The following is a 25,208-nucleotide window of genomic DNA, read 5'->3' as shown; positions in this document are numbered from 1 at the left end:
CCCGTCGCTTCGTGGAACAGGCTGGGAGGACGCCGCGTTGTGCCCCGTGAGAGGTTCGCCCCCGGCTCAGAGGCGAGCACGGTTAGCATCGAGGTCAGAGCACCACGTGAAGGGGTAGATCCCATGTTCGAACGGTTCACCGACCGGGCCCGCCGGGTCGTCGTCCTCGCCCAGGAGGAGGCGCGCCTCCTCAACCACAACTACATCGGCACCGAGCACATCCTGCTCGGCCTGATCCACGAGGGCGAAGGGGTGGCCAGCAAGGCCCTCGAGTCCCTCGGCGTCTCCCTCGACGCCGTCCGTGAGCAGGTCCAGGACATCATCGGTCCCGGTCAGCAGGCGCCCTCGGGGCACATCCCCTTTACCCCTCGCGCCAAGAAGGTCCTCGAGCTCTCGCTGCGCGAGGCGCTGCAGCTGGGCCACAACTACATCGGCACCGAGCACATCCTGCTCGGCCTGATCCGTGAGGGCGAGGGCGTCGCGACGCAGGTCCTCGTCAAGCTCGGGGCCGACCTCGGCCGGGTGCGCCAGACGGTCATCCAGCTGATCTCCGGCTACCAGGGTGGCAAGGAGGGGCAGGCTGCCGGCGTCGGCGCGGGCGCGGGCCCCGCCGAGGGGCAGCCCGCCGGCTCGCTCGTCCTCGACCAGTTCGGCCGCAACCTGACTCAGGCGGCGCGCGACGGTCAGCTCGACCCGGTCATCGGGCGTGGGCAGGAGATCGAGCGCGTCATGCAGGTGCTCTCGCGCCGGACCAAGAACAACCCCGTCCTCATCGGCGAGCCCGGTGTCGGCAAGTCGGCGGTCGTCGAGGGCCTGGCCCAGGACATCGTCGACGACAACGTGCCGGAGCCGCTCAAGGACAAGCAGCTCTACACCCTCGACCTCGGCTCGCTCGTCGCCGGCAGCCGCTACCGCGGTGACTTCGAGGAGCGCCTGAAGAAGGTGCTCAAGGAGATCAAGACGCGCGGCGACATCATCCTCTTCATCGACGAGATCCACACCCTCGTCGGTGCGGGTGCGGCCGAGGGCGCGATCGACGCCGCGAGCATCCTCAAGCCGATGCTCGCCCGCGGCGAGCTGCAGACCATCGGCGCGACGACGCTCGACGAGTACCGCAAGCACATCGAGAAGGACTCGGCCCTGGAGCGTCGCTTCCAGCCGATCCAGGTCGCGGAGCCGACGCTGCCGCACGCCATCGAGATGCTCAAGGGTCTGCGGGACCGCTACGAGGCCCACCACAAGGTGACGATCACGGACCCGGCGATCGTCGCGGCTGTGACGATGGCCGACCGCTACATCAACGACCGCTTCCTGCCGGACAAGGCGATCGACCTCATCGACGAGGCGGGCGCGCGGCTGCGCATCCGTCGGATGACGGCGCCGCCGGAGCTGAAGGAGTACGACGACAAGATCGCCAAGGTCCGCCTCGAGAAGGAGTCGGCCATCGACGGCCAGGACTTCGAGAAGGCGGCGGCTCTGCGCGACGACGAGAAGAACCTGCTTGCCGAGAAGGCCAAGCGCGAGGCCGAGTGGAAGGCCGGTGACATGGACGTCGTCGCCGAGGTCGACGAGGAGCTCATCGCCGAGGTGCTCGCTGCCTCGACCGGCATCCCCGTCTTCAAGCTCTCGGAGGAGGAGTCGACCCGACTGCTCAACATGGAGGCCGAGCTGCACAAGCGGGTCGTCGGCAACGACGACGCGATCAAGGCGCTCTCGCAGGCCATCCGACGCACTCGGGCCGGTCTGAAGGACCCGCGTCGTCCCGGTGGCTCCTTCATCTTCGCCGGGCCGACCGGTGTCGGTAAGACGGAGCTGGCCAAGGCGCTGTCGGAGTTCCTCTTCGGCGACGAGGACAGCCTCATCACGCTCGACATGTCGGAGTACTCCGAGAAGCACACGGTCAGCCGTCTCTTCGGCTCGCCCCCCGGCTACGTCGGCTACGACGAGGGTGGCCAGCTCACCGAGAAGGTGCGCCGCAAGCCCTTCTCCGTCGTCCTCTTCGACGAGGTGGAGAAGGCGCACCCGGAAATCTTCAACTCGCTGCTGCAGGTGCTCGAGGACGGCCGCCTCACCGACTCGCAGGGTCGGATGGTCGACTTCAAGAACACGGTCATCATCATGACGACCAACCTCGGCACCCGGGACATCTCCAAGGGCGCGATGGGCTTCACCTCGGGGACCGACCAGCGCACCGACTACGAGCGGATGAAGGCCAAGGTCACCGACGAGCTGAAGCAGCACTTCCGCCCGGAGTTCCTCAACCGCGTCGACGACACCATCGTCTTCCCGCAGCTGAGCCAGGAGGAGATCGTCCAGATCGTCGACCTCGAGGTCGCCAAGCTCGACCAGCGGCTCAAGGACAAGGACATGGGCATCGAGCTCACGCCCGCGGCCAAGGAGCTGCTCGCCAAGCGCGGCTACGACCCGGTGCTCGGTGCGCGTCCGCTCAAGCGGACCATCCAGCGCGAGATCGAGGACGTGCTGTCGGAGAAGATCCTCTTCGGCGAGCTCACGGCCGGCGAGATCGTCGCCGTGGACGTCGAGGGCGAGGGCAAGGCCGCCGTCTTCACCTTCCACGGTGCGCCCAAGGTCGGCGAGCTCGACATCCCGCTCGTCGAGGCGGGCGACGGCTCCGCCGACTGACACCCACCGCTCCCCGAGGAGGCGCGCCAGCGCCGTCTCGAGGGGACTCCTACCGCTTCCCGAGGAGGCGCGCCAGCGCCGTCTCGAGGGGACTTGCACCGCTTCCCGAGGAGGCGCGCCAGCGCCGTCTCGAGGGGACTTGCACCGCTCCCCGAGGAGGCGCGCCAGCGCCGTCTCGAGGGGTACGAAGGGAGGTGACCAGATCGCTGGTCACCTCCCTTCGTCATGCCCGGGCTGTGGCGGTCAGGCCGGCGGTGCCCACCGCGGGTCCCGCCCGATGAAGGCGAGGAAGCGCTCCTGGACGCTCGCGTCGTCGGGCACCGGCTGTTGCTGCCCGAACTGCCCGGAGGCGCGGATCATCTCCGCCTGCGCCTGCATCCCGGCGAGGGCATCGGCGACGAAGGCCTCGTCGAGACGGTCGTCCTGGCCGGTGGCCCGGGCGAGGTCCCAGGTGTGGAAGACGACGTCGCTGGTGAAGTACTGGTCGATCATCTGCGGCAGTGGCAGCCGCCCGATGTGCTCGTGCTCGAAGACGACCTCCTCCGTCGCCGGGTCGTCGAGCAGGCTCCGCAGCTGGTCGTCGAGGGCGGCCCACGCTCCGGCCGGGTCCTCCTCGGGCGAGGGCCCGGGCGTCAGGCGCACCTCGCTGCCGGCGGCGAGCAGGGCCGGCAGCCAGGAGGTCAGGTGCCCGACGACGTCACGCGCCCGCCACTCCGCGACGGGGGTGGGGGAGTCCCAGTCGGTCGTCCCGGCGACGCGTCGGGCGAAGCCGTCCGCCGCCGACCGGTAGCGGTCGGTGACGGACAGGTCGACGAGGGAGGTCACGCGACCTCGCCCGCGTCGAGCGCGGCGTAGCCCTCGTTGATGCCGATCTCCATGCCGGAGGTGTGCCCGCGGTGCAGCTGCTCCGCGGTCGCCGTGAAGTCGCGCGTGATCCGCACGACCGGCACCTCGGGGTCAGCCTCGATGGTCGCGGTGGTGATGTGGTCGGTGGTGCTGGGCGTGGTGCTCATCGGTCTGCTCCTGTGCTCGTGCTGCCGTGATCGGGCGCAGGGAGGTCCGCCAGGACCTCCTCGAGGCGTGCCATGCGCTCCTCGGCCCGTCGTTGGTGCCGCTCGATCCAGCCGGTCATCGTGGCCAGCGCCCCGCTCTCGAGGTGGACCGGGCGGCGTTGGGCCTCCTTGCGCCGGCTGACGAGGCCCGCCTCCTCGAGGACCTTGAGGTGCTTGCTCACCGCCTGGAGGCTGATGTCGTAGGGGGCGGCGAGATCGTTGACGGTGGCGTCACCGACCGTGAGGCGGGTGACGACGGCGCGCTGAGCGCCTCGCCCCCACCGGCCCGGCGCCTGTGACTCGCGGTCACAGGCGCCGACGCATGTCCTTCATCTGGGAGATCTGCTTGGTCTGGGTGACGTGGATGTCGTCGCCCAGCTCGCCCGTGCGCTCGTCGGAGCCCTTCTCTCCCAAGGTCCTGCACATCTTCAGGGCGCCCTCGTGGTGCGCGATCATCAGGTCGAGGTAGAGGCGGTCGACGTCCGCCCCCTTCGCCGTGGCCAGCTCGTCGAGCTGCTCCTTGGTCGCCATGCCCGGCATCGAGTGGTGGGCGTGTCCGGTGCGGGAGCCGAGCGTCGGGTTCGTTGCCTCCACCGGCACCTTCTCGCCCCACGACTTCAGGGTCGTCGCCATGCCCTTCATCTCCGGCTTCTGCTCGTCGCGGATCCGGCTGGCGATGCCGCGGACCTTGCGGTCGGTCAGGCGCCCCTTGACCAGGTCACCCATGACGACCGCCTGCGAGTGGTGGACGATCATGTCCTGCAAGAAGGTGACGTCGGCGTCGTTGTGCGACGTCGACGGCGTCGCGACCGCCGAGGTGCCGCTCAGCGAGGTGTTGGGCTCGCCCGGGGTCCCGGGCTGGAGCACCGGCGCGTCGGGGGAGGTGGCCGTCGGCGTGCTTGGCTCGTCGGAGGAGCAGGCGCCCAGCCCGAGAGCCAGGGCGAGGACGAAGGGGGCGACGCGGCGGGACTTCACGGGGCCGACGGTATCCCCCTTCGCGCGTGGTGCGCCGTGCGGCGGCGGTCCTGACCCATTCCTGACCAAACCGGGGGCCGGCCCGGGGCCGCGGGAGGGGCCGATCACGCAAGGCTGTCTCCACCCCCGTCGGGGCACACCCCGCCCCGAGGGACGCCACCGTGGAGGAATCATGCGCAGACCCACCCTGGCCGTCGCGGCAGTCGCCGCCCTGGCCGTCTCCGGAGCCGGTATCGGCACCGCCACCGCGAAGGGGCCCGACGACCGCGTCGGCGTCTCCGGGACCGACCTGCTCACCGACGAGATCGGCCGCAGCGCCAACGTCAAGCACCTCGCCAACATCGCGCCCTCCGGCGCGCTCGCCGAGGGGGTCGGCACCGACCTCGCCTTCCAGGACGACAAGGCCTTCGTCGGCAACTACGACGGATTTTCGATCATCGACGTCCGCAACCCCAAGAAGCCGAAGACGATCGTCCAGGTCAAGTGCCCCGGCAGCCAGAACGACATCACCGTCTCCGGCGACCTGCTCTACCTGTCGACCGACTCCTCCCGCAGCGACGACTCCTGCGCGTCGACCTCCCAGTCCGCCACGATCAAGGACAGCTGGGAGGGCATCAAGATCTTCGACATCTCCGACGTGCGCAACCCGCGCTACGTCAAGTCCGTCGAGACGGCCTGCGGCTCGCACACCCACACCCTCGTGCCGGGCAAGGGCAGGACGAAGGGCAACGACTACCTCTACGTGTCGAGCTACTCGCCGCGTGACGAGTACCCCGACTGCCAGACGCCGCACGACCTGATCTCGATCGTCAAGGTCGACAAGGACGCACCGACGAAGTCCGAGGTCATCGCCACGCCCAACCTCTTCCCGGACGGCGGCAACCCCGGTGGCCCCGGACCGACGCCGATCGCCGGCCGCTCCGCGACGACCGGCTGCCACGACATCACCGCGCTCCCGCACAAGAACCTCGCGGCCGGTGCGTGCATGGGCGACGGCATCATCATGGACATCTCCAGCCCGGAGAAGCCGCGGGTCATCGAGCGGGTGCAGGACAACGAGAACTTCGCCTTCTGGCACTCGGCCACCTTCAACGCCGACGCGACCAAGGTCGTCTTCACCGACGAGCTCGGCGGCGGCGGCGCGGCGACATGCGACGCGGCCACCGGGCCCAACCGCGGCGCCAACGCGATCTACAGCCTGTCCACGCTCGGCAAGCTGACCTTCACGTCGTACTACAAGATCCCGCGCCACCAGGGCGAGACCGAAAACTGCGTGGCCCACAACGGCTCGATCATCCCCGTCGCCGGCCGCGACATCATGGTCCAGTCCTGGTACCAGGGCGGTGTGAGCGTCTGGGACTTCACCAACTCCAAGAAGCCCAAGGAGCTCGGCTACTTCGAGCGCGGCCCACTCCCCGTGAGCGAGGGCACCGGCGGGACCTGGTCGACCTACTACTACAACGGTCACCTCTTCTCCTCGGACATCGCCCGCGGCTTCGACGTGCTGAAGTTCAACGACAAGGCGACCAAGAAGGCCGACAAGGTCGTCATGGACGAGTTCAACGCCCAGTCGCAGCCGAAGTACAAGGTGCGCTGAGGCCCCTTCGCGTCACCGCCTGACGCGACCACCGACCTACGTCCCCGCCCATTCGGCGGGGGCGTAGGTTTGTCCGGTGACCGTGACCATCCGCCGAGCGCGCACCTCCGACGTGCGGGCGATCCGCGACCTCGTGGCCCCGCTCGCCGAGCGACGGGTGCTCGTCAGCAAGGACACCGTCGCCTACTTCGAGGGGCTGCAGGAGTTCCGCGTCGCGGAGATCGATGGGCAGGTCGTCGGGTGCGGCGCGCTGCACGTCATGTGGGACGACCTCGCCGAGATCCGGACCCTCGCCGTCTCGCAGGAGCACCTCGGCCACGGTGTCGGCGGCGCGCTGCTCGAGACGCTGGCCCAGGACGCCGTCGAGCTCGGGGTAGAGCGGCTCTTCTGCCTGACCTTCGAGGTGGACTTCTTCACCCGGCACGGCTTCGCCGAGATCGAGGGCCAGGCCGTCGACCCCGACGTCTACGTCGAGCTGCTGCGCTCCTACGACGAGGGCGTGGCCGAGTTCCTCGACCTCGAGCGGGTCAAGCCCAACACCCTCGGCAACACCCGGATGCTCCGCCAGCTCTGAGCGACCCGGGCGAAGGGAGGGAAGCCCTCACCTCGGCAGGGTGTAGCCGCCCTCGACGGGCTCGACGAGCCCGTCGTCGACGAGGGTGGCGAGGCAGCGCTCGACCTTCGCCGGGTCGTCGGGCCAGGTGGTGGCCAGGTCCCGACGGGGGAGCGGGTCGGCGCTCTCGCGCAGCAGCTGCACGATGCGCCCGCGGACCTGTCGGTCGGTGCCGTGCCAGGCCTGACCGCGACGGGGTGGTCCGTCGTGAGCCGGCCGCCCGGCGACCTGCCAGGCGCACAGGTGACTCACCGGGCAGTCGTCGCAGCGGGGCGCGCGGGCGGTGCACACGAGGGCGCCGAGCTCCATCGACGCGGCATTCCACCGGTTGGCCTCGTCGCGGTCGTCCGGCATGGAGGCCTCGGCCAGACGCATCTCGGCGGCGGTGAGGGCGGGGGCGGCGTGCTCGGTGCCGGTCACCGTCCGCGCGAGCACCCGACGGACATTGGTGTCGACGACCGTGCGTGGGTCGCCGAAGGCGAAGGAGGCGACGGCGGCCGCGGTGTACGGCCCGACCCCGGGCAGGGCAAGGAGGTCGTCGTGGTCGCGGGGGACCTGGCCGGCGTGCCGCTCGACCATGACGCCGGCGGACTCCCACAGCCGCAGTGCGCGGCGCGGGTAGCCAAGGCGGTCCCACATGCGCACCGCCTCCCCGGGTGAGTCGGCGGCGAGGTCTGCAGGGGTGGGCCATCGCTCCAGCCAGCGCTCCCACACCGGCAGCACCCGGGCGACGGGCGTCTGCTGCGACATGACCTCCGAGAGGTAGACGCCCCAGGGGGAGCAGCCGGGGTCGCGCCAGGGCAGGTCGCGTCCGTGGCGGTCGTACCAGTCGAGCACGGCCGAGCGCAGCAGCGCGCTGGCTGCCCCGGTCTCGGGGGCGGGGCGGGTCACGGGAGGTCGATCTCTGCGAACTTCGGGCGGTAGAGCTCGGGGTGGGTGTAGAAGGGGCCGTGCGTCGTCGGTGCCTCGCTCCACGAGACGAGGAGCCGATCGGAGTCGATCTCGACATCGGGGTGGGCCAGTGGCGCGTAGCGCCGGATCTTGCCGTCGTTGGCGAGGGGCCGGACCCGGTGCTTGGTGTACGGGCCGGTGACCGAGGGGGCCTTCCAGACGCTCAACCAGACGCCATGGTAGTCGCCCTCCTTGCTGATGGCGTACCAGCTGCCGTCACGCTCGATGACGCTGAGCACGTGCGAGACACCGCTGGAGCTCCCGATGAGCTGCGCGGCCTCGCTCTGGGCGGCCCCGGGGTCACCCTCGACCCAGCTGCTGCCGTCCCAGTACTCCCACTCGTCGAGGCTGCCGAGCTCCTCGGGCCTGGTCCGCGCCACGTGCAGGGCCCACCCGGCCGTCGACTTGTCGGCATTGCTCGACGTGCCGAAGACGTAGGTCCACGGGCCGTCGTCCCACATCGCGGCGCCCCAGGTCGGCACCCGCGGGTCGGAGGTGCGCTCCCCGAGGGGCTCGTGGGAGACGAGGCGGGGCATCCGGCCGGTGGGCACCTCGAAGGTCGCGAGGTTGGACCCGCTCGTCTCGAAGGAGTCGGTGCCGCGCACGCTGACGGTGGCGGTGATGACCTCGACGACCGTGCCGCCCTCGACGGCGCGGGCGCGCATCGACATCGGCCAGTAGCCCTGCTTGCCGTCGCTCGGGATCGCGGGCCCGTCGTGCTCGGTCGGCATCGGCCGCACGCAGTCCCCGTTGGAGATGAGCACGGAGTTGCGGACCATGAAGGGCCGGATCCCGTCGGCGCGGATCGTGTCGCCGTAGGTGTACATCCGGCGGCCGTCGGCCAGCTCGATCGAGGCCCCGTGGTCGGCCCCCTCGAGCCGCGGCTGCCGGTCGAGCTCACCCATGAGGTCGTCCATGCCCGCGGCATCGCGCGGAGTCGGCCCCGAGCAGGCAAACCCGACCTCCGTGCCCGCGGTGCGCAGCGGCTCACCCTCCGGCGTCGGACCCAGCTCGACGAAGCCGGCAGGTCCGGCCACCGCAGCGTCCACCTCGGCGGTGTGGGTCCACCCGAACCAGGCGCCGGCAACGACCAGCCCACCGGCCAGCCACGACACCAGGAAGCGGGCCATCGTCACACGTAGCGCTCGAGGATCGAGCTCTCGGCCAGTCGCGAGAGGCCCTCGCGCACGGTCCGGGCCCGCAGGTCACCGACCCCGTCGACGGCCATGAGGTCGTCGATGCCGGCGGCGAGCAGCCGCTGCAGCGACCCGAAGTGGTCGACGAGGCGCTCGACGATGGCTCCGGGCAGCCGGGGGATCTTGCCGAGGATGCGCAGCCCGCGCGGGCTGACCGATGCGTCGAGGGACTCGCCGACGATCGGGAAGCCGAGCGTCTTGGCGACGTGCCCGAGGTCGAGCAGCTCGGTGGCGTCGAGGCCGGAGAGGTTGGTGAGCACCTCGTCGCTGGAGCCGACGGCGCCGTCAGGGTCGAGGTAGTCGAGGATCACGGCGTTGAGGTCGTCGTCCAGACCGGCCGTCAGCTCCTCGAGCTGGAGGGTGAGCAGCCGGCCGTCGACACCGAGCTCGAGGACGTACTCGGCGATCTCCGAGTGGATCCGACGCACCATCTCCAGACGCTGGAGCACCACGGCGACGTCGCGCACGGTGACGAGGTCCTCGATCTCCAGGGCCGACAGGGTGCCGGTCACCTCGTTGAGCCGGTTGGTGTAGCGCTCGAGCGTCTGCATCGCCTGGTTGGCCTGGGAGATCAGCTCGGTCGTCGTGCGCAGCACGTGCCGTCGGCCGCCGACGTAGAGGGCGATGATGTGCATCGACTGGCTGACGGAGACGACCGGATGACCGGTCTGCCGGGCCACCCGCTCGGCGGTGCGGTGCCGGGTGCCGCTCTCGAGGGTCTCGATCGAGGGGTCGGGCACGAGCTGGACGGCGGCCTTGAGGATGCGCGAGACGCTGGAGTCGACGACGACCGCGCCGTCCATCTTCGCCAGCTCGCGCAGGCGGGTCGCGGAGAACTCGATGTTGACGTCGAAGCCGCCGGTGCACAGGGACTCGACGAGCTTGTCGTGGCCGAGCACGACGAGCGCGCCCGTGTTGCCGCGGAGGATGCGCTCCAGCCCGTCGCGCAGGACGGACCCTGGCGCTACCGCGGCAAGGGTTGATCGGAAGAGCTCGTCGTCGTGGTCGGGCACGGGCCGAGTCTAGGGTGTCGGGCTGGTCACGAGGTGGGGCCGGGGGCGACGGCGCCGCGCCTGCGCGATCGCCGACGCGACGTCGACGACCTCGACGACGTCCATCCCGGGCGGCGCGGAGGAGTCGTCGAGCGCTCCCTTCGGCACCAGGGCGGTGCGGAAGCCGAGACGGGCGGCCTCGGCCAGGCGGCGCCCAACGCCGACCGCCGGCCGCACCTCGCCGCTCAGGCCGACCTCGCCGAGGGCCAGCAGGTCGTGGGCGATCGGCTCGTCGAGGACGGCGCTCGCGATCGCGACGGCGACGGCAAGGTCGCTCGACGGCTCCGTGATGCGGACCCCGCCGATGCTCGAGACGTAGGTGTCCTGGTTGCCGATCGGGGCGCCCGCGCGCTTGTCGAGCACCGCGATGATCATCGCGAGCCGACCGCTGTCCAGGCCGACGTTGGCCCGCCGGGGCGTGGGGATCTGCGAGGGGCTCACGAGGGACTGGACCTCGACGACGAGTGGGCGACGCCCTTCGAGCGTCACGGTCGCGCACGTGCCCGGCACGTTGATGTGGCGGCTGGAGAGGAAGAGGCCGCTCGGGTCGCTCAGCCCGACGATGCCGCCCTCGGTGAGGTCGAAGCACCCGACCTCGTCGGTCGGGCCGAAGCGGTTCTTCACCGCCCGCACCAGACGCAGTCGCGAATGCCGGTCGCCGTCGAACTGCACGACGACGTCGACGAGGTGCTCGAGGACACGCGGTCCGGCGATCGAGCCGTCCTTGGTGACGTGCCCGACGAGGAGCATGGCGAAGCCGCCCTCCTTGGCGGCCTGGATGAGCGAGCCGGCCACCTCACGGACCTGGCCGACATTGCCCGCGGCACCGTCGACCTCGGTCGAGGCGATCGTCTGGACGGAGTCGACGACGACGAGGTCGGGGCGCACTTGCTCGATCTGCGCGAGCACCGTCGCCAGGTCGGTCTCGGAGGCGAGGTAGAGCCCGTCGGTGACGGCGTCGATGCGCTCGGCGCGGCCGCGCACCTGCGCCGCCGACTCCTCGCCGCTGATGTAGAGGACCCGCCCCCGGTCCCCGACACGGGCGGCCACGTCGAGGAGCAGGGTCGACTTGCCGATGCCGGGCTCGCCGGCGACGAGGACGACCGAGCCGGGCACGAGACCGCCACCGAGCACCCGGTCGAACTCACCGACGCCGGTGCTGCGGTGGCTCGCCTGCGCCGCGTCGACCTCGCGGATCGGGACGGCCGGTCGCTGGACGCGCGCGGCGGCCAGTGTGCGGGTCGTCGGGCCGCCGACCTCGTCGACGCTGCCCCACGCCTGGCACTCGCCGCACCGCCCGACCCACTTGACCGTGGTCCACCCACACTCGCTGCAGCGGTAGGTCGGTCCGCCCTTCTTGGAAGCCATGGGAGAGAACCTATGCGCAGTGGCCGACAGCCTCAGAGCTCGGCGAGCATCTTGCCCGGGTTGAGGATGCCCAGCGGGTCGAGCGCCGCCTTGACCGCCAGGTGCGCCCGCCGGGAGCCCTCGTCCAGCTCGCGGGCCAGCCAGCGGCGCTTGAGGTGGCCGACACCGTGCTCACCGGTGATCGTGCCCCCGAGCTCGAGACCGACCTCCATGATCGCGTCGAAGGCGGCGTCGGCGCGCGCGACGCTGTCGGGGTCGCTCGTGTCGAAGAAGACCGACGGGTGCGTGTTGCCGTCGCCGGCGTGCGCGACGACCGCGATCATCAGGCCCGACTCCTGCCGGATCGTCTCGAGCCGGTCGTAGAACTCCGGCAGCCGGGTGCGGGGCAGGCAGACGTCGTCGAGGAGCTGCCCGCCGCCGTGCGCCTGCGCCCACCGCTCGAAGGAGGGCTGGGCCATCCGCCGCATCGCGACGAGCGCGGCGCTGTCGGCGGGGTCGTCGGAGACGGCGACGTCGAGCGCCCCGTGCGCCTGCGCGAAGCGCCCCAGCGCCTCGACCTCCGCCTGCGCGGCCTCGAGGCTGCCGCTACCGTCGGACTGCACGAGCAGCATCGCCCCGGCGCCCGTGCCGACGTCGCCGTAGCCGCACTCGGCGAGGACTTGCAGGGTCGCCCGGTCCATCGACTCGACGAGGCTGGGCTGCGCCCCCGACGCCATGAGGTCGGCGACCGTCGCTGCGGCGGAGCGTATGTCGGCGAAGGTCGCCACCGCGGTGAGCGGCTCCGGCAGCGTGGGCACGAGCCGCAGCGTCACCTCGACGACGACCCCGAGCGTGCCCTCCGACCCGACGAAGAGGCTGCGCAGGTCGAGGCCGGCGACCCCCTTCGCCGTCGTCGTCCCGAGGGTCGTGAGGGTGCCGTCGGCAAGGACGACGCGCAGCCGCCGCACGTAGTCGCGGGTCACGCCGTAGCGCACGCAGCACAGCCCGCCGGCATTGGTCGCGACGTTGCCGCCGATCGACGAGATGGCGACCGACCCAGGGTCCGGCGGGTAGGACAGGCCGTGCGGTGCGAGCGCGTCCTTGAGATCCTGGTTGATGATCCCCGGCTCGACGGTCACGGTGCGCTCGGCGGCGTCGACCTCGAGCACCCGGTCCATGCGCTCCAGCGAGAGCAGGAGGCAGCCGGGCACGGCATTGGCCCCTCCGGACAGCCCGGTCCGGGCACCCTGCGGCACCACGGGCACGCGGTGCCGCGTCGCGAAGCGCATCGTCGCCTGCACGTCGGCGACCGTGCGTGCCCGCACGAGGGCGATCGCGCCGTCGGCGGGGCAGAAGAGCGCCTGGTCCGCGGAGTAGGACCGCACGACGTCGGCGTCGGTGACGAGCACGCCGTCGCCGAGCTCGTCGGCCAGCTCCGTGAGGTCGAAGGGAGCCACCGTCACCGCTCCTGCGCCGCCAGCGTGGCCGGGTGGACGAGCAGCGGCAGCAGGGTCCGGCCGGCGGGCGAAGGGCGGGACCCTCCCCTCGTCGTCGTGGCGGCCGCGACCAGCGCGAGGTGGGCCTCGCAGCGTGTCGCCAGCTCGTCGTAGCCGGCCTGCCCCATGAGCTCGACGAGCCCGGCGCGCTCGCTGACGTAGACCGGGTCGGGGGCGACGTGGGCGTCGGGGCTGCCGGAGCAGTACCAGTCGAGCTCGTGCCCGCCCGGCCCCCACCCGCGGCGGTCGTACTCGCCGATGCTCACCTCGAGGTAGCTGCTCTCGTCCGGCAGCTCGACGGTGCGGTAGGTGCGCCGGATCGGCAGCTGCCAGCACACGTCCGGCTTGACGGTGTGCGGCTCGACGCCGGTGAGCATCGCGTGCTGGTGCAGCGCGCAGCCGGCGCCGGCGGGGAAGCCGGGGCGGTTCAAGAAGATGCAGGCCCCGTCGACGACCTTGGTCTTGAGGTCGCCGTCCTCCTTCTCCGTCCACGCGGAGCGGCGCGTCGAGCCCGGGTGCAGCTCCCACTCGTCCTCGCCGAGCTCGTCGACGATCGCCTTGACCCGGGTCAGGTCGTCCTTGTCGGTGAAGTGCGCACCGAGCACGCAGCACCCGTAGTCCGGCTTGTCGGCGTCGATGCCGTGGCAGCCGGACCCGAAGACGCAGGTCCACGACGACGTGAGCCAGGTGAGGTCGCAGCGGAAGCGCTGCCCGTCGTCGGCCGGGTCGTCGAACTCGACCCACGTGCGGGCGGTCCGCAGGTCCGTCTCCTCCGGGTGGGTCGGGGTCTCGTCGCTCACGGGCGTCACCCTATGCGGCGTCCTGTCTGGCAGGTGGTCCGCGTGCGTCTACTGTTGCCCCGTGCGCCTTGGTGTCATCGACGTCGGTTCCAACACCGTCCACCTGCTCATCGTCGACGCCCACCACGGTGCGGCGCCGATCCCCGCGACCTCTCACAAGATCCTGCTCCGGCTCTCGGAGCACGTCGACGACGAGGGCTGCATCGACGACGCGGGGGCGGCCGACCTCTCCCGCTTCGTCGCCGAGTGCCTCGAGGTCGCCGAGGACCACGGGGCCGAGGAGATCCTCGCCTTCGCGACGAGCGCCGTCCGCGAGGCGCCCAACGGCGAGCAGGTGCTCACCCGGGTGCGCGAGGAGACCGGAGTCGACCTGCGGGTGCTGAGCGGCGAGGACGAGGCCCGCCTGACCTTCCTCGCGGCACGCCGCTGGGCCGGGTGGTCCGCGGGCAAGCTGCTCGTCATCGACATCGGTGGTGGCTCGCTCGAGCTGACCCTCGGTGACGACGAGGACCCCGACATCGCGAAGTCCCTGCTCCTCGGGGCCGGTCGCACCACGCGCGAGCTGCTCCCAGCGGACCCTCCGAGCGCCCAGCAGATCAAGGAGGCGCGGCGCTACGTGCGCGCGACCCTCGCCAAGGAGATCCGCCCCTACGCCAAGGCGAGCGCCCCCCGACACCGTGCTCGGCACGAGCAAGACGATGCGCTCGCTGGCTCGCCTGGCCGGTGCCGCGCCGAGCGCCGACGGGCCCTACGTCACCCGGCGCCTGCGTCTGGCCGACGTCACCGCGACGATCGCGCGCATCACCCCGATGACCGCCCGCGAGCGGGTCGAACTACCCGGGGTGTCGGCATCGCGGTCGCACCAGATCCTCGCCGGCGGCATCGTCGCCGAGGCCGCCATGGACCTGCTCGGGGTCGAGGAGCTGACGATCTGCCCGTGGGCGCTGCGCGAGGGAGTGCTGCTGCGCTACCTCGACCTCATGTCCTGACGCCCGCTGACCGGGGTCGTCCCACCGGCGAGGTCTACGCTCGACGGCATGCCTGATCACGCGCGCCCGATCCCGGTGGGGCTGTCCACGGCGTCGGTCTACCCCGAAGGCGCCGCGGCGGCCTTCGAGACCGCGGCCCGGCTCGGCTACGACGGGGTCGAGGTCATGGTCTGGTCGGACCCCGTCTCGCAGAATGCGGGCGCCCTGCTAGCGCTCGCCGAGCACCACGGGGTCGACATCGTCTCGATCCACGCGCCGACGCTGCTGCTCACCCAGCGGGTCATGAGCGCCGACCCCTGGGGCAAGGTCGACGCGTCGATCGAGCTGGCGCAGGAGGTCGGGGCGCCGACCGTCGTGCTCCACCCACCCTTCCGGTGGCAGAAGGAGTACGCCCGCACCTTCGCCGACGGGGTGGCCGAGCGGGAGGACGACACCGGCATCGTCCTGGCGGTGGAAAACATGTTCCCGTGGGCGGCCGGTGGCCGGCAGGTGCAGGCCTACCTGCCGCACTGGGACCCGGTGCCCCAGCCCTACGACCACGTGACGGTCGACCTGTCGCACACCGCGACCGCGCGCAGCGACGCCATGCAGATGGTCCTCGACCTCGACGAGCGGCTCGCGCACATCCACCTCGCGGACGGGCTGTTGACGACCCTCAAGGACGACCACCTCGTCCCGGGTCGCGGCACCCAGCCCTGCGCGGAGGTGCTGCAGCACGTCGCGACGAGCGGTTTCGCCGGGGCGGTGGTCCTCGAGGTCGGCACCCGCAAGCGACCCAAGGAGCGTGAGGAGGACCTGCGCGAGTCCCTCGACTTCGCCCGCCGGCACCTCGGGCAGCTCGCGGCCGAGCCGAGCGGCACCTCGGCCGGATCGGCGTGATGTCGGCCCCCGGCCGCCGTCGCCGGCCAGCCCGAGCCCGGCGCCGACCTCGTCACCCCGCTGCTCGTCATCGCCGGCTGGATCGTCGTGGCCCTCGCCCTCGTCAGCCTCACCCTGCGCCGCCGGACCGGGTGAGCGCAGGACCGTAGGCTGACGGGCGTGAGACGACTGCTCTTCATCGCCAATGCCTCTGCGGGCAGCTCCGACCGTGAGGCCCAGGAGGCCGCGCTGGCGGTGCTGCGTGAGGGCGGCGACGTCGAGGTCGTCGAGACCGAGTCGATCGACGAGCTCACCGACGCCATCGCCCGGCGTGACGGCCGCGAGGTCGTCATCGCCGGGGGAGACGGGTCGCTCCACGCCTTTGTCACCGCGCTCTGCCGCACCGGCGACCTCGGCGAGGACCCGCCGACGGTCGGCCTGCTGCCGATGGGGACCGGCAACGACTTCGCCCGTGCCACGGGGCTGCCCAAGGACCCCGCCGAGGCGGCACGCATCGTCCTGGCCAGTCCGGTGCGCCCCGTCGACGTGCTCATCGACGACGACGACAACCTCGTGGCCAATGCCGTGCACATCGGCGTGGGCGAGGAGGCCGGCCGCATCGCGGCGCCGTGGAAGGAGCGCCTGGGCAAGGTGCACCTGGGGATCCTCGGCTACGCCATCGGCGGCATCTCGGCAGGACTCGGGCAGCAGGGGCGGCACCTCGAGGTCGTCACCGACGGCGAGGTCGTCGCTGACGGCAGCCGTCGCGTGCTGCAGGTCGCGGCGACCATCGGGACGAGCGTCGGCGGCGGCTCGACGATCGCACCGGACGCGCGGCCGGGCGACGGCCGGGCCGAGGTCGTCGTCTCCTTCGCCGTCGCCCCGCTGCGTCGACTGCGCTACGCCCTGCACCTGAGCCGCGGGACCCACACCGAGCTCGACGACGTCGTGACCCGTCGGGCCGGGACCGTCACCGTCCGCGGGGCCAACCACGCCTTCGCCGCCAACGCCGACGGCGAGGAGCTCGAGCCGGCCCGGGAGCGGACCTGGCGGGTCGTCCCCGGCGCCTACCGTCTGCACACCCCGGAGGAGACGACGTGAGTGCCCTTGACCCCGACCACCTGCGCACCCGCCTGCTCGACGCGCTCGTCGCCCCGGGAGCCCGGCAGCGCACCGAGCGCTCACGCATCGTGCAGGCCGCCCGGCGGCGCTTCGTCGCCGGCGACGGGATCGATGACGCCGTCGCCACCGCGGCGTGGCTGCGTCGGACCAACCGGCTGGCCGCGCCTCCACCCCCTCCTGCCCTGCCGCGACCGATGCCGCGGCCGTCGAGGCGACGATCAGCGAGGCGACCACGGCCATCGAGCGGGTCGCGCCCGTCACGGCCGGCGGCGACTACCACTCCGAGCTCTACCTCGCGCCCGAGCACCTCGGTCTCGGGCAGGACCCGGCCCGCGCCGAGGAGGCCCTGCGTCGGGTGTGCACAGTCGGCGACGAGCACCGCGTCGACGTCACCCTGCGCTCCGGTCCCGATCACGCGATGGACACCCTGCTCGACCTCGTCCAGCGGGTGCGGCTGGACCACCCCCGCCTCACGACCTCGCTCGTCGCCCGCCGCCACCGCTCCGAGGCCGACGCGGCGATGCTCGCCGCGACCGGTGCACGGGTGCGCCTCGTGCGCGGCGGCACCGGCAAGCCGCGGGCGTCGAGCTGGCAGGACCCGCACGAGGTCGACCTCGCCTTCGCTCGTTGCCTGGCGACCCTGCTGGGCAGCGGCGTCCACACCGTCGTCGCAACCCACGAGCCGGTGCTCCTCGACCTGGCCGACGGGCTCGCCGACCAGTCCGGTCGTGGTCCCGAGGGCCTGGAGTACCAGTTCTTCCTCGGCGCCGACCCCGACCTGCAGCTGCGCACCGCCGACGCCGGCCACCGGGTGCGCATCCTCGTGCCCTACGGTCCGATGTGGCTCGAGCACCTGCACGACCTGGCCCGCCGTCCTTCCGGGATCCGACGCCTCGTCGAGACCCTGACCGACCGCGGCTGACCCGCACCACCGACCCAGGAGGACCCCAGATGACCACCGCGATCTACGGAGTCGGCGCCATGGGCGGCGCCATCCTCGACGGGCTCACCACGGGGGGCGACGGCGAGGTCCTCGCCGTCGTGCGCACCCCGGAGCGCGCTGCCGAGCTGCGCGAGCGGTACGCCGACCGGCCCGGGGTCGAGGTCGTCGACGCCCTCGCGGCCGCCGCCCGCGCCGACGTCCACCTCGTCGTCGTCAAGCCCTACGCCGTGGCGGACCTGCTCGCGCAGGTGCGCGACTCCCTTCGTCCCGGCTCGGTCGTCGTCTCCCTCGCGCTGGGGGTCTCCCTCGCCGACCTGGCCGCCGCGCTGCCGGACGGCGTCGCCGCGGTCCGGGGCATGCCCAACACCCCGGCTCGTGTCGGCCAGGGGATGACTGTGCTCAGCCCCGCCGCAGACGTCACCGCCGAGCAGCTGCAGCTCGTGCGCGACGTGCTCGCGCCGACCGGCGCCACCCTCGTGCTGCCCGAGGCGCAGCAGGGTGCCGCCACGGCCCTCTCCGGGTCGGCTCCCGCGTACTTCTACCTCGTCGTCGAGGCGATGGTCGATGCCGGTGTCGCCCGGGGGCTGACCCGCGCCGACGCCCTCGCCCTCGCCGGTCAGGCGGCCCGAGGGGCGGGCGCGATGCTCGTCGAGACCGGTGAGGAGGCGGCGCTGCTGCGCGCCCAGGTCACCTCGCCGGGGGGGCTCGACCGCTGCGGCGCTCGCCCGCCTCGAGGCCCACGGGGTGCGGCACGCGCTCGCCGACGCCGTCGCGGCCTGCGCCGAGCGTGCGGGCTGATGGTCGCCGACTGGTCGGTGCGCCGCCTGACCGCCGACGACTGGCAGCGCTACCGGGCCATGCGGCTGGCGATGCTCCTCGACGAGCCGGCGGCCTACGGCAGCAGCTTCGCCCGGGAGGTCGCGTACGACGAGCAGAGGTGGCGCGGGCTCTTCGGGCAGGCCATCTTCCTCGCCGAGGCCCGCGACGGGCTCCCGCTCGGCGCCGCGACGCTCCTGCGGCTCGACCCGGCCGACGTCCCCGAGATCGTCGCGATGTGGGTCGCCGGCCATGCTCGCGGTCGGGGGATCGCCGATGCGCTCGTCGAGGCCGCCGTGACCGAGGCGGCGGACGGCGGCGCGACGGAGGTGCGGCTGCACGTCATGCTCGACAACCCTCGCGCCGTCGCCTTCTACGAGCGGGCCGGGTTTGCCTTCGACGGAGCCCACGGAGATGCCCCGCGATGCGACCGGATGAGTCGTGATCTGCCTTCGATCGGGTGAACAATCCGTGACCCGGCAGGGCATTTCGCCGGCGGGGATGAGAGACTCGCGCCATGAGTGAGATCACCGTGCGCGCACTGACCGAGGACGAGTGGGAGACCTACCGCACCCTTCGGCTGGAAGCGTTGCAGGAATCTCCTGACGCCTTCGTCGCCGACCACGCCACCGAGGCCGCCGAGCCCGAGGACTTCTGGCGGGCCCGCATGGGTCGCAGTGACCGCCTCGTCGCCGAGGCCGACGGCGAGCAGGTCGGCGTCGTGAGCATCGGCTCCGCCGGCGAGACGAAGTCCGAGACCGCCGGCCAGCTCTTCGGCCTCTGGGTCCGCCCCGACTGGCGCGGCCGCAGCGTCGCCGCGAGCCTCGTGCGCGAGAGCGCCCGCATCGCGGAGGGCAAGGGCCTGGGCCAGCTGTACTACTGGGTCGGGGCCGACAACGGCCGCGCGGTCGCCTTCGCCTCGAGCTTCGGCTTCCGGCCCACCGACGACCGCCGCCCGATGCGCGTCGCCGGCGACGACTCCGGCCAGGAGGAAGAGGTCGCGCTCGTCCTCGCCCTCGGCGAGGACCGCGGCTGACGCTGCCTCCACGACCACCGGCGCCCCTCCTCCCCTTCGTCCGAAGGGAGGAGGGGCGCCGTCGTGCGGTCGGCCCGGCCTACGGGCGCGCGGCCATCCGCTCGATGAGGGTCGTCGGGCCGCTGACGATGATGAGGTCGCCGCTGCGCACCTTGGTGTCCGGGCGGGCGTACGTGAAGTCCTGGCCGGGGGACTTGACCCCGACGACGGTGACGCCGTACTTGCTGCGGATGGACGACTGCTCGAGCGTGAAGCCGATCGCCTCCTGCGGCGGGGTCATCTTGACGATCGCGAAGCCGTCGTCGAACTCGATGTAGTCCATGAGCCGGCTGCCGATGAGGTGGGCCAGCCGCTTGCCCGACTCGATCTCGGGGGAGAGGACGTGGTGCACGCCGATGCGGTTGAGGATGCGCGCGTGCTCGGGGCTGACCGCCTTGGCCCACACCTTCGGCGCCTCGCCGTCGATGACGTTGACCGCGGCGAGCACGCTGGCCTCGATCGACGAGCCGATCGCCAGGACCGTCGCCGAGAAGGTGTGCGGCTTGAGGTCCTCGATCGTCGTCACCGACGTCGCATCGCCCTGGACGATGCGACCCACGCGGCCCAGGTAGGTCTCCGCGAGGGAGGGGTCCAGCTCGAGAGCCGTCACCCGGTTGCCGAGTCGGTGCAGCTCAGTGGCCACGGCGCCGCCGAAGCGGCCGAGGCCGAGGACGAGGACGTCCTCGTTGTGCAGACGCATGCGCGGCACGTGGTCCTCCGATGTGTCGGGTGGTCGTGGCACCTGACCCTAGTCGGGGTAGCGTCGGGCGCATGACGACACAGGCGTGCGCCATCTGGGGTGAGGACTTCACGCGGTACGACTTCGGCCCCGGTCACCCGATGGCACCGGTGCGTCTGGACCTCACGGCTCGGCTGTGCCGCGAGCTCGGTGTCTTCGACCAGGTCGACGTCGTCGACGTCGCCCCCGCGACCGACGAGGTCCTCCACACGGTTCACGACCCCGAGTACGTCGCTGCCGTCCGCGCCATCTCGGAGGACCCGACGGTCGCCGACGGTCGGTGGGGTATCGGCACCGACGACGTCCCCGCCTTCGCCGGCATCCACGAGTCGAGCGCTCGCATCGTCTTAGGCTCGATCGAGGCGGCCCGGCGGGTGTGGACCGGCGAGGCCGAGCACGGGGTGAACTTCACCGGCGGCATGCACCACGCGATGCGCGACCGGGCCGCCGGATTTTGCGTCTACAACGACATCGCGGCCGCGATCGCCTGGCTGCTCGACCAGGGCGTCGAGCGCGTCGCCTACGTCGACGTCGACGTGCACCACGGCGACGGGGTGCAGGAGATCTTCTACGAGGACCCCCGCGTGCTCACCGTGTCGGTCCACGAGTCCGGCCGCACGCTCTTCCCGGGCACCGGCTGGCCGGGCGACACGGGTGGAGCGGGCGCCGAGGGCACCGCGGTCAACGTCGCCCTGCCGCCCGGGGTGACCGACGGGCCCTGGCTGCGCGCCATCACCGCCGTGGCCGCCCCGGTCGTACGGGCCTTCCGGCCCCAGATCCTCGTGACCCAGCACGGCTGCGACACCCACCGGGAGGACCCGCTGGCGCACATGGCGATCTCGCTCGACGCCCAGCGCCAGGCGGCGGTCGACATGCACCGGCTCGCGCACGAGGTGTGCGACGGACGGTGGGTGGCCGTCGGCGGCGGCGGCTATGACGTCGCCGGCGCGGTCCCACGGGCGTGGACGCACCTCACGGCCATCGCCGCCCACCACCCCGTACCGGCAGCCACGGAGATCCCCATGGCCTGGCGCGAGCACGTCGAGCTCGTCTCCGGGCAGCTCGGGCCGGAGCGGATGGGCGATCTCGACGACAAGGACCTGCCGATCTGGGTCCAGCCGTGGGCGATGGGCTACAACCCGCACAGCGGCGTCGACCGGGCGATCATGGCGGCGCGTGAGGCGGTCTTCCCCCTCCACGGGCTCGACGTCTGGTACGAGTGAGCGCGATTTTTGCCCGACCTGCGGCGTGTCGGGTGGACGTGCGAGCAAAACCTGCCCCGCTCGTCTTCACAGTCGTCACATCTGCCCCTATGGTTATCCCCTGCGGGGCATGTCCAGGCTCGCCGGCACCGGTCGGCGGCACTGCCTTGCGGATGCAGAGGTGATCATGTCCAACGACCGACTGGGTGAGGTGCGTTTCCTCACCGTGGCCGAGGTCGCGTCGATCATGCGGGTGTCGAAGATGACGGTCTACCGCATGGTCCACAACGGCGACCTGCCGGCCGTGCGCGTCGGCCGCAGCTTCCGCGTCCCCGAGGACGCGGTCAACACCTACCTCGAGACCTCCTTCGTCGAGACCGCCTGACGGGTGGCGTGAGGGCCCTCGTCCGCCCCACTCGCGAGAGCGGATAGACTCGGTCCTCTGACTCGTACCCGGTGGGGCCTGCGGCCGCAGGATCGGCATCGCTCGAGGCACCACCGCAAACACTGATCACGACACGAAGGACATCCGCATGGGTTCTGTCATCAAGAAGCGTCGCAAGCGCATGGCGAAGAAGAAGCACCGCAAGCTGCTGCGCAAGACGCGCCACCAGCGTCGCAACAAGAAGTGACCACACGAAGGGGCCCGCACCCGGGGGACCGGGGCGGCCCCCTTCGTCGTGCCCGCGGGTGATCCCGGTCTCTCCTCGCCCAGGACGGGGCAGCGCAGGCCCCATGCGCGGCGGTGCGTGACTAGGCTGCAGCCGACCGTCCCTCGCACGTCCCAACCGCAGGAAGGGGTTCTGGTGCCCGAGACCGTCCTCGTGGCCGGCGTCTCCCGCCACCTCGGTGAAGCGTTCGCCCGCCGACTCAGCCGCGACGAGTCCGTCGGCCGCATCATCGGCGTCGACGTCGTCCCCCCCGCGCCACGGCATCGGCCGGGCAGAGTTCATGCGGGCCGACATCCGCAGCCCCCTCATCAGCAGGATCATCTCCGGCAACGACGTCGACACCGTCGTGCACATGGGCGTCATCGCCACCCCCCGCGCCGGCGGTGGGCGGGCGACGCAGAAGGAGATCAACGTCATCGGGACGATGCAGCTCCTGGCGGCCTGCCAGCGGGCTGAGTCGGTGACCAAGCTCATCGTGAAGTCCACCGCGGGCGTCTACGGCTCGAGCCCCCGCGACCCGGCGATGTTCACCGAGGACATGTCCGCCAAGCGGATGCCCGGCTCCGGCTGGGCCCGGGACAGCGTCGAGGTCGAGGGCTACGTGCGCGGGCTCTCCCGCCGCCGCGAGGACATCGAGATCACGACGTTGCGCTTCGCCAACGTCATCGGTCCGCGGATCCGCACCGCCTTCACCGACCACTTCAGCCTGCCGGTCATCCCGATCCCCTTCGGCTTCGACGCGCGGCTCCAGTTCGTCCACGAGGACGACTGCGTCGCGGCGATCGCCCGGGCGGTCAGCCTGCCGGGCCTGGGCGCGGTCAACGTCGCCGGTGACGGCATCATCACCGTGAGCCAGGCGGCCAACATCGCCGGTCGCCCCTACGTGCTCGTCCCCCGCATGGCGACGGGCAGCATCACCGACCTGGCCAAGCGATTCGGTCTCATGGACATCGGCTCCGACCAGGTCGACCTGCTGAGCTTCGGCCGCGGGCTCGACACCCGGCGCATGCGTGAGGACCTCGGCTTCGAGCCGGCCTACACCACCCGTGCCGCCTACGAGGACTTCGCCCGTGCGACGAAGGGGAGGGTTCTGGACCGGCTCCCCTTCGCCCAACCCGGCTGGACGGCCGTGCAGGCCGCCGAGGCCGCGATGCGGGCCGTGACGCCCACCCCGGAGAGTGAGAAGTGATGGCCGAGAGCACCCCCGCAGCCCGTCGTGGGACCACGGCGAAGAAGGCCACCGCGAAGAAGGCCACCGCGAAGAAGGCCTCCACCAGCAAGGCCACGGCGAAGAAGTCCACGGCGACGAGGGTCGCGGCCAAGAAGACCGCGGCCGGGAAGGCCGTGGCCACGACGCCGACGAAGAAGTCCACGGCCGCGAAGAAGGCCGCGCCGGAGAAGAAGACCCCCGCGAAGAAGTCTGCCGCCGCTCGCCCGAGCACCGTCTCGGCGGCGGCCGACCGCGCCGGCGGCGAGCGCGCCCGCCGCCGCAGCACCCCCGCTGCTCACCGGGCCGTCCGCTGCGGTGCCGGGTGCCGAGACGCCCCCGGACCCGCGCGGCGAAGCCGGCCTCCCGGTCGACGGCTCGACCGACGACACCGCGCAAGCCGACGCTCACCGTCGTGCCCGGCCCCCGACGGCGCGCCGCCCGCGGCGAAGCGGACGTCGCCCCCTTCGGGCACCCGGAGCGCCGCGCGACGTCGCACCGCCCGCACGACGACGCCGACCCGACCGGCCGCGTCGACCCGCACCACGCACGCGTCGGAGCAGCCCGCAGCCACCCCCCGACAGCGGGCAGGCCCTCGTGCCGGGCCTGGCCGAGCTGCTGTCGGTGCTGCTGTCGGCGGGGCAGATGACCTCCCGCACGCTGGGCCACGCCGCGGGTGCGGCCGCCGGCGAAGGATGGGAGCGCCGTTTCAGCGAGACGCTGCAGTTCCTCCAGCGCCGGGTCAAGGGCGATTACGCGGTCGACGACTTCGGCTTCGACCGTGACTTCACGCTGCACACCGTCTTCCCCGTGCTGCGGCTGCTCAAGGACAAGTGGTTCCGCGTCGAGGTGCGGGGGATCGACAACATCCCGGCCGACGGCGGGGCACTGCTCGTCTCCAACCACTCCGGCACGGTGGCCATCGACTCGGTCATCACCCAGCTGGCGATCCACGACGCGCACCCGCAGGGACGCTTCCTGCGCATGCTCGGCGCCGACCTCGTCTTCCAGCTGCCCGTCGTCGGTGACGTCGCCCGCAAGACCGGCGCCACCCTGGCCTCCAACGCCGACGCCGAGCGTCTGCTGCGCGGGGGGCGAGCTCGTCGGCGTGTGGCCGGAGGGCTTCAAGGGCGTGGGCAAGCCCTTCCGCGAGCGCTACAAGCTCCAGCGCTTCGGCCGCGGAGGCTTCGTCTCGGCGGCCGTCAAGGCGGAGGTGCCGATCATCCCGTGCTCCGTCGTCGGGGCCGAGGAGGTCTACCCGATGATCGGCAACATGAAGACGGTCGCACGTCTCGTGGGTGCGCCCTACGCGCCGATCACGCCCTTCTTCCCGCTCCTCGGTCCGCTCGGTCTCATCCCGCTGCCGAGCAAGTGGATCATCGAGTTCGGCGAGCCGATCGACACCGCATCGCTCGGGCCCGCGGCCGCGGAGGACCCGATGCTCGTCTTCGAGGTCACCGACCAGGTGCGCGAGACGATCCAGCAGACGCTCTACTCCGTACTCGTGACCCGACGCTCGGTCTTCTTCTAGGGGCGCTGTGGTGCCCGCCCTGCCCGAAGCCCGCGTCGTCATGGTCGGCCGCGCCGGGTGCCACCTGTGCGACGAGGCGCGGGCGGTGATCCAGCGGGTCGTCGCCGAGACCGGCGACGACTTCGCCGAGGTCGACATCGACAGCCACGAGGACCTCGCGCGCTACACCGACGAGGTGCCCGTCACCTTCGTCGACGGCCGTCAGCACGACTACTGGCGTGTGGACGAAGGGCGGCTCCGCTCGGCCCTGCAGGGCTGAGACCGGGTCCTGTCCACCGGATCCGCGACTTTGTGCATTTGTTCACAAGAGCGTAATGTCGAGGTGTTCGGTCG

At 71.9% G+C, this 25,208-nt stretch carries 25 protein-coding genes and 3 pseudogenes; 17 read left to right on the top strand and 11 right to left on the bottom strand.

Annotated elements, in window-relative coordinates:
* Positions 1 to 123: 123 nt before the first annotated feature.
* Positions 124 to 2,643: an ATP-dependent Clp protease ATP-binding subunit gene (locus tag B277_RS00980; protein ID WP_007924154.1), complete on the top strand. Its 2,520-nt coding sequence runs from the start codon at positions 124 to 126 to the stop codon at positions 2,641 to 2,643.
* A 243-nt stretch (positions 2,644 to 2,886) separates the two neighbouring features.
* On the opposite strand, the gene B277_RS00975 is transcribed toward B277_RS00980, so the two are convergent.
* The 4 genes and pseudogenes from B277_RS00975 to B277_RS00960 all read right to left on the bottom strand — a co-directional run bounded on the left by B277_RS00975 (position 2,887) and on the right by B277_RS00960 (position 4,670).
* Positions 2,887 to 3,468, bottom strand: a complete 582-nt coding sequence (locus tag B277_RS00975) for a TIGR03086 family metal-binding protein (RefSeq protein ID WP_007924153.1) — start codon at positions 3,466 to 3,468, stop codon at positions 2,887 to 2,889.
* Complete coding sequence (locus tag B277_RS00970; protein WP_007924152.1) at positions 3,465 to 3,656, bottom strand: hypothetical protein; 192 nt, start codon at positions 3,654 to 3,656, stop codon at positions 3,465 to 3,467. The genes B277_RS00975 and B277_RS00970 overlap by 4 nt, the downstream gene beginning before the upstream one ends.
* Positions 3,653 to 3,949: pseudogene (locus tag B277_RS00965) on the bottom strand (ArsR/SmtB family transcription factor); the annotation flags it as partial. The gene B277_RS00970 and the pseudogene B277_RS00965, both read right to left, overlap by 4 nt.
* A gap of 52 nt (positions 3,950 to 4,001) precedes the next feature.
* Complete coding sequence (locus tag B277_RS00960; RefSeq protein WP_007924148.1) at positions 4,002 to 4,670, bottom strand: DUF305 domain-containing protein; 669 nt, start codon at positions 4,668 to 4,670, stop codon at positions 4,002 to 4,004.
* Between the two features lie 172 nt (positions 4,671 to 4,842).
* Here B277_RS00960 and B277_RS00955 point away from each other — a divergent pair, with 172 nt between their 5' ends.
* Together B277_RS00955 and B277_RS00950 are read left to right on the top strand one after the other, a co-directional pair.
* Positions 4,843 to 6,267, top strand: a complete 1,425-nt coding sequence (locus tag B277_RS00955; RefSeq protein ID WP_007924134.1) for an LVIVD repeat-containing protein — start codon at positions 4,843 to 4,845, stop codon at positions 6,265 to 6,267.
* A gap of 76 nt (positions 6,268 to 6,343) precedes the next feature.
* Positions 6,344 to 6,841, top strand: coding sequence for an amino-acid N-acetyltransferase (locus tag B277_RS00950; protein WP_007924132.1), 498 nt, complete (start codon positions 6,344 to 6,346; stop codon positions 6,839 to 6,841).
* Positions 6,842 to 6,868: 27 nt separating this feature from the next.
* On the opposite strand, the gene B277_RS00945 is transcribed toward B277_RS00950, so the two are convergent.
* From B277_RS00945 to B277_RS00920, 6 genes are read right to left on the bottom strand one after another with little or no spacing between them, the layout of a single operon-like run.
* Complete coding sequence (locus tag B277_RS00945) at positions 6,869 to 7,771, bottom strand: HhH-GPD family protein (RefSeq protein ID WP_007924131.1); 903 nt, start codon at positions 7,769 to 7,771, stop codon at positions 6,869 to 6,871.
* On the bottom strand, positions 7,768 to 8,961 hold the full coding sequence (locus B277_RS00940) for a DUF4185 domain-containing protein (protein ID WP_040880451.1): 1,194 nt from the start codon (positions 8,959 to 8,961) through the stop codon (positions 7,768 to 7,770). Before B277_RS00940 ends, B277_RS00945 begins: the two co-directional genes overlap by 4 nt.
* Before the next feature lie 2 nt (positions 8,962 to 8,963).
* The gene (gene disA, locus B277_RS00935) at positions 8,964 to 10,040 is read right to left on the bottom strand and encodes a DNA integrity scanning diadenylate cyclase DisA (RefSeq protein ID WP_007924127.1); all 1,077 of its coding nucleotides are present in this window, start codon (positions 10,038 to 10,040) and stop codon (positions 8,964 to 8,966) included.
* A 9-nt stretch (positions 10,041 to 10,049) separates the two neighbouring features.
* A complete protein-coding gene (radA, locus tag B277_RS00930) occupies positions 10,050 to 11,447 on the bottom strand; it encodes a DNA repair protein RadA (RefSeq protein ID WP_007924125.1) in 1,398 nt (465 codons plus the stop codon).
* Positions 11,448 to 11,479: 32 nt separating this feature from the next.
* Entirely contained in the window at positions 11,480 to 12,889 is a 1,410-nt protein-coding gene (locus B277_RS00925) for an FAD-binding oxidoreductase (protein ID WP_007924124.1), read from the bottom strand.
* On the bottom strand, positions 12,886 to 13,722 hold the full coding sequence (locus tag B277_RS00920; protein ID WP_007924123.1) for a DUF3109 family protein: 837 nt from the start codon (positions 13,720 to 13,722) through the stop codon (positions 12,886 to 12,888). Before B277_RS00920 ends, B277_RS00925 begins: the two co-directional genes overlap by 4 nt.
* On the opposite strand from B277_RS00920, the pseudogene B277_RS19635 reads away from it, so the two are divergent.
* The 7 genes and pseudogenes from B277_RS19635 to B277_RS00885 form a co-directional block, all read left to right on the top strand.
* Positions 13,610 to 14,326 (top strand): annotated as a pseudogene (locus B277_RS19635) (Ppx/GppA phosphatase family protein); the annotation flags it as partial. The gene B277_RS00920 and the pseudogene B277_RS19635 overlap by 113 nt on opposite strands.
* A 94-nt stretch (positions 14,327 to 14,420) precedes the next feature.
* A complete protein-coding gene (locus B277_RS19630) occupies positions 14,421 to 14,711 on the top strand; it encodes a Ppx/GppA phosphatase family protein (RefSeq protein WP_338009714.1) in 291 nt (96 codons plus the stop codon).
* A 48-nt stretch (positions 14,712 to 14,759) separates the two neighbouring features.
* A complete protein-coding gene (locus tag B277_RS00910) occupies positions 14,760 to 15,590 on the top strand; it encodes a sugar phosphate isomerase/epimerase family protein (RefSeq protein ID WP_007924121.1) in 831 nt (276 codons plus the stop codon).
* A 159-nt stretch (positions 15,591 to 15,749) separates the two neighbouring features.
* The gene (locus B277_RS00905; RefSeq protein ID WP_007924120.1) at positions 15,750 to 16,670 is read left to right on the top strand and encodes a diacylglycerol/lipid kinase family protein; all 921 of its coding nucleotides are present in this window, start codon (positions 15,750 to 15,752) and stop codon (positions 16,668 to 16,670) included.
* Between the two features lie 154 nt (positions 16,671 to 16,824).
* Positions 16,825 to 17,613, top strand: coding sequence for a proline dehydrogenase family protein (locus tag B277_RS00900; protein WP_007924119.1), 789 nt, complete (start codon positions 16,825 to 16,827; stop codon positions 17,611 to 17,613).
* 29 nt (positions 17,614 to 17,642) lie between these two features.
* Positions 17,643 to 18,914 carry a GNAT family N-acetyltransferase gene (locus B277_RS20435; protein ID WP_007924118.1) on the top strand — a complete coding sequence of 424 codons (1,272 nt, stop codon included), beginning with the start codon at positions 17,643 to 17,645 and terminating at the stop codon, positions 18,912 to 18,914.
* Positions 18,915 to 18,967: 53 nt separating this feature from the next.
* A complete protein-coding gene (locus B277_RS00885) occupies positions 18,968 to 19,486 on the top strand; it encodes a GNAT family N-acetyltransferase (protein WP_007924116.1) in 519 nt (172 codons plus the stop codon).
* 79 nt (positions 19,487 to 19,565) lie between these two features.
* On the opposite strand, the gene B277_RS00880 is transcribed toward B277_RS00885, so the two are convergent.
* Entirely contained in the window at positions 19,566 to 20,225 is a 660-nt protein-coding gene (locus B277_RS00880; RefSeq protein ID WP_051987785.1) for a potassium channel family protein, read from the bottom strand.
* 71 nt (positions 20,226 to 20,296) lie between these two features.
* On the opposite strand from B277_RS00880, the gene B277_RS00875 reads away from it, so the two are divergent.
* The 7 genes and pseudogenes from B277_RS00875 to B277_RS00855 all read left to right on the top strand — a co-directional run bounded on the left by B277_RS00875 (position 20,297) and on the right by B277_RS00855 (position 25,134).
* Positions 20,297 to 21,487, top strand: coding sequence for an acetoin utilization protein AcuC (locus tag B277_RS00875; protein WP_007924111.1), 1,191 nt, complete (start codon positions 20,297 to 20,299; stop codon positions 21,485 to 21,487).
* 166 nt (positions 21,488 to 21,653) lie between these two features.
* Entirely contained in the window at positions 21,654 to 21,851 is a 198-nt protein-coding gene (locus tag B277_RS00870; protein ID WP_007924109.1) for a helix-turn-helix domain-containing protein, read from the top strand.
* Positions 21,852 to 21,999: 148 nt separating this feature from the next.
* Positions 22,000 to 22,098, top strand: coding sequence for a 30S ribosomal protein bS22 (locus tag B277_RS16345; RefSeq protein ID WP_003792170.1), 99 nt, complete (start codon positions 22,000 to 22,002; stop codon positions 22,096 to 22,098).
* 319 nt (positions 22,099 to 22,417) lie between these two features.
* Positions 22,418 to 23,326, top strand: coding sequence for an NAD-dependent epimerase/dehydratase family protein (locus tag B277_RS00865; protein ID WP_007924075.1), 909 nt, complete (start codon positions 22,418 to 22,420; stop codon positions 23,324 to 23,326).
* 663 nt (positions 23,327 to 23,989) lie between these two features.
* Positions 23,990 to 24,349: pseudogene (locus B277_RS18505) on the top strand (1-acyl-sn-glycerol-3-phosphate acyltransferase); the annotation flags it as partial.
* Positions 24,350 to 24,452: 103 nt separating this feature from the next.
* Positions 24,453 to 24,875 (top strand): lysophospholipid acyltransferase family protein, encoded by a 423-nt coding sequence (locus B277_RS18500; RefSeq protein WP_238539334.1) that lies wholly within the window; start codon positions 24,453 to 24,455, stop codon positions 24,873 to 24,875.
* 10 nt (positions 24,876 to 24,885) lie between these two features.
* Complete coding sequence (locus B277_RS00855; protein ID WP_238148059.1) at positions 24,886 to 25,134, top strand: glutaredoxin family protein; 249 nt, start codon at positions 24,886 to 24,888, stop codon at positions 25,132 to 25,134.
* The last annotated feature ends 74 nt before the right edge of the window (positions 25,135 to 25,208 follow it).

Origin of the sequence: Janibacter hoylei PVAS-1, assembly GCF_000297495.1 — a bacterium.
GTDB lineage: Bacteria > Actinomycetota > Actinomycetes > Actinomycetales > Dermatophilaceae > Janibacter > Janibacter hoylei.
This window is presented reverse-complemented; position numbering and strand designations above follow the sequence as displayed.

What these genes read in the sequence shown, in the direction of transcription:
- B277_RS00885 (WP_007924116.1), top strand. Translation starts at nt 18,968, where the DNA reads ATGAGTGAGATCACCGTGCGCGCACTGACCGAGGACGAGTGGGAGACC.
- B277_RS00910 (WP_007924121.1), top strand. Translation starts at nt 14,760, where the DNA reads ATGCCTGATCACGCGCGCCCGATCCCGGTGGGGCTGTCCACGGCGTCG.
- B277_RS00865 (WP_007924075.1), top strand. Translation starts at nt 22,418, where the DNA reads ATGCGGGCCGACATCCGCAGCCCCCTCATCAGCAGGATCATCTCCGGC.
- B277_RS00970 (WP_007924152.1), bottom strand. Translation starts at nt 3,656, where the DNA reads ATGAGCACCACGCCCAGCACCACCGACCACATCACCACCGCGACCATC.
- B277_RS16345 (WP_003792170.1), top strand. Translation starts at nt 22,000, where the DNA reads ATGGGTTCTGTCATCAAGAAGCGTCGCAAGCGCATGGCGAAGAAGAAG.
- B277_RS00955 (WP_007924134.1), top strand. Translation starts at nt 4,843, where the DNA reads ATGCGCAGACCCACCCTGGCCGTCGCGGCAGTCGCCGCCCTGGCCGTC.
- B277_RS00940 (WP_040880451.1), bottom strand. Translation starts at nt 8,961, where the DNA reads ATGGCCCGCTTCCTGGTGTCGTGGCTGGCCGGTGGGCTGGTCGTTGCC.
- B277_RS00875 (WP_007924111.1), top strand. Translation starts at nt 20,297, where the DNA reads ATGACGACACAGGCGTGCGCCATCTGGGGTGAGGACTTCACGCGGTAC.
- B277_RS19630 (WP_338009714.1), top strand. Translation starts at nt 14,421, where the DNA reads ATGCGCTCGCTGGCTCGCCTGGCCGGTGCCGCGCCGAGCGCCGACGGG.
- B277_RS20435 (WP_007924118.1), top strand. Translation starts at nt 17,643, where the DNA reads ATGACCACCGCGATCTACGGAGTCGGCGCCATGGGCGGCGCCATCCTC.
- B277_RS00880 (WP_051987785.1), bottom strand. Translation starts at nt 20,225, where the DNA reads ATGCGTCTGCACAACGAGGACGTCCTCGTCCTCGGCCTCGGCCGCTTC.
- B277_RS00980 (WP_007924154.1), top strand. Translation starts at nt 124, where the DNA reads ATGTTCGAACGGTTCACCGACCGGGCCCGCCGGGTCGTCGTCCTCGCC.
- B277_RS00870 (WP_007924109.1), top strand. Translation starts at nt 21,654, where the DNA reads ATGTCCAACGACCGACTGGGTGAGGTGCGTTTCCTCACCGTGGCCGAG.
- radA (WP_007924125.1), bottom strand. Translation starts at nt 11,447, where the DNA reads ATGGCTTCCAAGAAGGGCGGACCGACCTACCGCTGCAGCGAGTGTGGG.